At 32.1% G+C, this 5,649-nt stretch carries 4 protein-coding genes and 2 tRNA genes; 1 reads left to right on the top strand and 5 read right to left on the bottom strand.

Annotated elements, in window-relative coordinates; translation table 11 throughout:
• The 5 genes from HOG71_16095 to HOG71_16075 all read right to left on the bottom strand — a co-directional run.
• On the bottom strand, positions 1–1,722 hold a 1,722-nt coding region (locus HOG71_16095), incomplete at its 3' end, for a hypothetical protein (GenBank protein ID MBT5992368.1).
• A 12-nt stretch (positions 1,723–1,734) separates the two neighbouring features.
• Positions 1,735–2,010, bottom strand: a complete 276-nt coding sequence (locus HOG71_16090; protein ID MBT5992367.1) for a helix-turn-helix domain-containing protein — start codon at positions 2,008–2,010, stop codon at positions 1,735–1,737.
• Positions 2,011–2,070: 60 nt separating this feature from the next.
• Positions 2,071–2,802, bottom strand: coding sequence for a hypothetical protein (locus HOG71_16085; protein ID MBT5992366.1), 732 nt, complete (start codon positions 2,800–2,802; stop codon positions 2,071–2,073).
• A 130-nt stretch (positions 2,803–2,932) separates the two neighbouring features.
• Positions 2,933–3,007, bottom strand: a tRNA-Val gene (locus tag HOG71_16080).
• A gap of 240 nt (positions 3,008–3,247) precedes the next feature.
• Positions 3,248–3,321 (bottom strand) — tRNA-Arg (locus HOG71_16075).
• Positions 3,322–3,481: 160 nt separating this feature from the next.
• Here HOG71_16075 and HOG71_16070 point away from each other — a divergent pair.
• Positions 3,482–5,536: a hypothetical protein gene (locus HOG71_16070; GenBank protein MBT5992365.1), complete on the top strand. Its 2,055-nt coding sequence runs from the start codon at positions 3,482–3,484 to the stop codon at positions 5,534–5,536.
• The last annotated feature ends 113 nt before the right edge of the window (positions 5,537–5,649 follow it).

The following is a 5,649-nucleotide window of genomic DNA, read 5'->3' as shown; positions in this document are numbered from 1 at the left end:
ATCCATACCTAAAACAGCCCATGTTTTACTGCTATTGTTAAATGAGTGTGATAAATAACCAAAAGCATTTATTTTACTCAAAAAGTGTTGGTATTCTTCAAGCTTTTCTTCTCTCGTTTTTCCCTTTTCTTCTTTTGTCCAATATACATTTGATGTATTCTGAATATACGACAGGAAATCAGAGTCATATTCTTTATTAATCTGTATGTCATAACCAGTACTTTCTGTTAAGCTCATTATATTGAAAGGGGCAGACAATAATGTGGGTTTAAACGAAATGATGTGATCAGCCCAAACAAAACCTTGGAAGTCCTGGTATTTAATTTCTTTAACTCCATTGGCAGAAATTTCCCAGACGCAATTTTCAAAGAATAAGAGTTGAGAATATTTATTACTTTTTGGAAAGTATGGATTTAAGACTTCTAGGTTTTCGAGAGAAGTTTTGGAAACATATTGTTTGCCACCTCTGAACATCATATTTAGAATCGTCCTGTTTCCGTATTCTTTCAAAAAGTCAGTAATAAAATCCCTGATCTGGTATGGTTGGACTTCTTCCACGATTTTACCTTTTATTCTAATATAGGTGAACATTTTGTCCAATGTGATGTACTTCCCAAAACCATTGGCTTTTAAAAATTCATACATGGAACTATAATCGAACTTCACCTCGTCATTTTTATCGTAATACCAGAATTGTAATCCTTGATGAAAGACTATTGGAGTTTTATCAATATAAATTCTTTTTTGAAGCTGGTTTGTTTCTTCATCCCATTGATAGAATTTCCCTTTGAAATTAAATTCATAATCTTTTAACACTTCGATATGGTCTTCATAAAATCTTTCGAGGTTATTGATGCCAAAATAGTTGATCAATGGTTTATAACCTTTGGTTATATCCAGTTTGTAAAAGTATTTAGATGGTTCACTGAATTTCTGAAGGTTGTTGAGTATTTCTTTTTCCTTCCCTTTTTTTAAGATCAATAAATCATCAAGGCCTTTAGGATGACCATCAAGCTCTCTTGATTTGATATGGCAGAAGTAAAACTGAATTTCCAGATCTTTTAAAAGTTCTCGCATGGCAATAGCTGAGTTGATGAATTGCTGGAGTCTTTGTGTTACGTCTTTATTTTGAGATAAAGCATGTTTTGATATATCCAGACAATCACCATCATATATCATTACAACATTCTGAACTTGACATACTTTAATTAACTCCAGAATATCAGAATGGAGTTTTCCGGTTTTCCTATCCTTATAATGAGTGATTGATGTAAGGCCAATAATATCGAGTCCATATTTGGATGCCGAATATTGTTTAAAGACTCCTTCTGTCAGAAAAAGGGTCTTAATTTTTTCCTGTTTTGAATGTTTTTCTAGTAAGGAGGGTGTTAAAAACGGTAAGGTTCCTTGTCCTTTTGGAATCATATACCTTAGAGAATCGCCATTATTACTTACGATTGCTTTTGAAAGCCTGGTAACCTGATAGACTTGTTCTTTATTATTATAGCCGTTTGGTTTTTCAGGCGTAGCTTTTGGATGATCATAATAAATCAGTTCACCTTTTAAGGTAAAAGGAGTCATTGTGATATTACCTTTTCTATCTGCTTCAAAAACCTTGTGCTCAAATGGTTGATTGGAGGAGTTTCTCAGTGTGACCGTATAGTCTTTTTCTTTAAGGTTCAGAGAGCCAATCCTCTCCTGAAAGTATGTGATATCAGACATGTCTATTATTTTTTAACTTTCAATGAATGCCTGAATATCACTTAATCGATACCACCACTTATTGCCTCTCTTTCTTCCATCTAATTCTCCTGATTTTCTTTTGTTATAAAACCAGGTTGTTTTACGTCCCAGTAATTTTTTTGCTTCTTCTTCTGGAATCCAATCACCTAGTTTGGATGAGGTTGATCCTTCTTGAAGTTTTGGCAATACTATTCTTAAATTTTGTGCTAATTCTAATAACTCATCTACAACATCTTGTGGTAGGAATGTAAAGGTTTGGTTACTCATGTTGATTTTGTTTATGTTGTTATACAATACTATTTATCAAAACATATTAGTTAAAAAAATCTAATTCATTCTATTCTTTAATATCTCATCTATTAAAACCAGATACCTGTTTGTATTTTCATCAGGTTGAAGATCATTCATGAAATTAATCACAACAGCTCGTGCACTGCCATCATACCAGTCCAAGATAGTAAACTCTTCATTTCTTGATTTCATTCTATTAAATAGCTTGTCAAGATATGAATACATTACAAAGTACATCTTTGAGTTTTCATCAGCAAAATCCATAAAATCGGGAATAAGTTTTAAAGTTGCGCTTATGATCGTTTTGAATTGGATTTTATCTGGATATACTTGCGATAACATGCGCATATATTCAGACTTGGTTTGTGGTAGAACATCATTGTATTTAGAATACACAGATTCCTCAATGATCTCCATCAAACTAGTTGCATAAAATAGGTATCTTTCACGAATACCTCTTAATGAGTATGATTGTGGCAAATGTCTGGTCTCATAAGCTACTATTCGCTTTAATAGATTCATTTGCTTCTGAAGCTCTGCTTTTATCTTTTCATCTATGTCATTTATATCATGATAATATGCAGAGTCTGTAAAACATTTAAGTTGGGTACTTTTTCTGTTATAAGTGATTTGAAAATATAAAGGATAATATTTTTTAAGTTCTGTTGAATCTTTGTCATCCTCAGTAATTTCATAAAACTCTGGTTCAAATGGCAACCTGATATTTAAAAAATACTTTATCGTTATCTTCTTACCCTTTTCGATCATTACAAAAGTTTTGTTGAAATCACAAATATAACAACATTGTTAAAACCACATAATATTTTATGATTTTTTTTGAAAGGAAATAAGATTAGGGCATCAAAAAAGGTTTTCAAAACTAATTGAAAACCTTCAGTGGGATATACTGGATTCGAACCAGTGACTTCTACCCTGTCAAGGTAGCGCTCTAAACCAACTGAGCTAATACCCCAGAATTGTTTGCAAATTGTTTGCAAATAGATTTCAAATTCTTTTGTAATCCTTATGAGTAGGCCATAATAGTAATTCAACCAGTTGCCTGAATAGCACATTGAAAACTTACTAAGTTGTTATTCTATTTGCTTACTAATTGAGTCAGAGTTCATGGAAATGGCATATATATGTATGCAAATTGTATGCAAATAAAAATCGGTTACACAGGTAAAATTGCGTAACCGATTGATTTACAGTGTGACTCTGGAGGGATTCAAACCCCCAACCTCCTGATCCGTAGTCAGGTGCACTATTCAATTATGCTACAGAGCCTTATTGCGGGTGCAAAGGTAAATCATATTTAAAAATATCAGCAAATAAAAACAAAATGAAATTTGATATCAAATTTTATAGATATAACGCATATAGTTATTAATAAAATATGTAATTTGTTGTTTCTTCAGAAATAACTACATGCTTTAAAATCAACGATATGAAAAAGATATTCCTTTTCTTTTTATTCATTTTTCATTGTTTTATTATTTACGCTCAGGTTACTGGTGATTTTAGATCCGCAACAAGTGGTTCGTGGACAAATTGTACAACTTGGGAAGAATATGATGGAAGCTCTTGGAATACAACAATAAATATTCCATCTGCAACTTCTGATGTTGAAATATTAAATACGCATACAGTAATTATACCCTATTCAGGAACAAGAGATTGTAAAAATATATCAATTGCAAATGGAGGGAAATTATGGGCAGATTACACAGGTATGACATCATTAAGATATTTAAATGTTTATTCAAATATTAGCTGTAATGGTACTATTGGTAATGGATTAGGGAATGATGATGCAATCTCTTTTAATATAAATGGAAGTAATTGTGTAATAGATGGCACAGGTAGTTTTACTGTAAATAGAATGAGAAAAAATGCTATTGGTAATACAAACTTGACAATTTCAATGAATATCGAATTAAGATTTAATGGAGATGCACTAGACAATAATCAAACTACCTCAAATCATTTGAATATTGTTATATCCGAAAATTGTGAAGTAAATTGTTGCGGAAATGGAGCAAGTCCAGCTGGTGATATTTATATACAAACAAATGATGCTATTACAATTTATGGAAAGTTAATTATTTCAGGATCATTATCAAATATTCCAGGAATCGATGGGATTACTGTCAAATCAAATGCAACAAGTACAGGCTCTCTTATAACTTCATCTTCAGGTATTTCTGCAACTTGTGAAAGATATATTGAAGTTTCCACAACTGCCAAGACTCATTTTGTTTCCGCACCAATATCTAATGCAAAAATAAGTTCGATTCTGGATGGGAATTTGGGAAATTTTAATGCTTATAAATATGATCCTTCTTTAGGAGGAGGGATTAATAGCAAATGGACAAGAGTATTTGCCTCGACTGACATGGACTTAGGTATTAGTTATACAATTCCATATTCTCATGCTTCTACAACTTCAAAAATTATATGTTTTGAAGGCATTCTAAATACTGTTACAATAGAACCAGCAATCAGTTCTAATCAAGATGATTGGAATTTGATTGGTAATCCGTATCCATGTTCTGTTTCACCAAGAGCTTTTTTGAATGAAAATGCAAGATCAAATACATATATTTATGGAACTCTTCATTTCTGGGATGAAAGCGGAAGTCCTTCTACTAGTGATTTTGCATCATGGACACTGACAGGTACTACAAAAGGGAATAATGGTTCTGGAAATTCTCCTGATAGTATAGCATTAGGGCAAGGTTTCTTTGTACAAAGTCAAAGTGGTAGCCCAACAAAAGTGACTTTTAATCACGATATGAAATCAGCTTTTAGTGCAACTTTTTTTACACCTGAAATTGATCCTGTACAACGATTTTATATCAGTGTAACAGATAAAAATAATGTCTATAATGAAATATTAGTAGGATTTACAAATGAAGCAACAGAAGGCTTTGACAATATGTATGATGCACATAAACTGAAAGGAAATGCATTTCTGGCTTTATACTCATATATAGATGGATTAGATAAAGAATATGCCATTCAAGGAAGACCCTATGTTGTTGGTAGGGATGTTGTCAAATTAGGAATTGATGCTAATACAAGTGGTCATTATCAATTCAAATTAAACAGGAAGGAAAATATTCCTGCCGGTTTGAAGGTGTATCTGATAGACAAATTAACTGATACAAAAGTTCTGCTGGATGAATTGACCGATTTTGACATTCACTTAGCAAGTGCAACATACACAGATCGTTTTGAATTGGTTTTTACCTATGATAATTTGTTGGATATAAAGGCCAATATTGATGAAAATCTGATTCAAATTCATGGCTCACAGCTGATTCTTTCAGATCAACACATCGGTTCAGATATTCAATTGATTGATTTATTTGGAAGAATAGTCAACACATGGAATAATGCAGAGCAGCAAATTAATTTTTCTGATTATTCAGGTTGTTATTTTGTAACAATATTGTCAGAGAACAAAGTGCCTGAAATTAAAAAAGTTATCATCCCTTAAAAGGAACAACAACTTTCTTGTAAACTATTGATTCACCGAAGGATGATAACTTTAAAAAGGTAACTCATCATCACTAACATCCTGATTCATGTCAATATCATCAGGTGGCGTTT

The organism is Bacteroidota bacterium, assembly GCA_018698135.1.
Classification (GTDB): domain Bacteria; phylum Bacteroidota; class Bacteroidia; order CAILMK01; family JAAYUY01; genus JABINZ01.
Note: the sequence above shows the minus strand (reverse complement) of the source record. Positions and strands in the feature narration are given on the sequence as shown.

Coding starts and splice junctions, on each gene's coding strand:
- HOG71_16090 (MBT5992367.1), bottom strand. CDS start 2,010: ATGAGTAACCAAACCTTTACATTCCTACCACAAGATGTTGTAGATGAG.
- HOG71_16085 (MBT5992366.1), bottom strand. CDS start 2,802: ATGATCGAAAAGGGTAAGAAGATAACGATAAAGTATTTTTTAAATATC.
- HOG71_16070 (MBT5992365.1), top strand. CDS start 3,482: ATGAAAAAGATATTCCTTTTCTTTTTATTCATTTTTCATTGTTTTATT.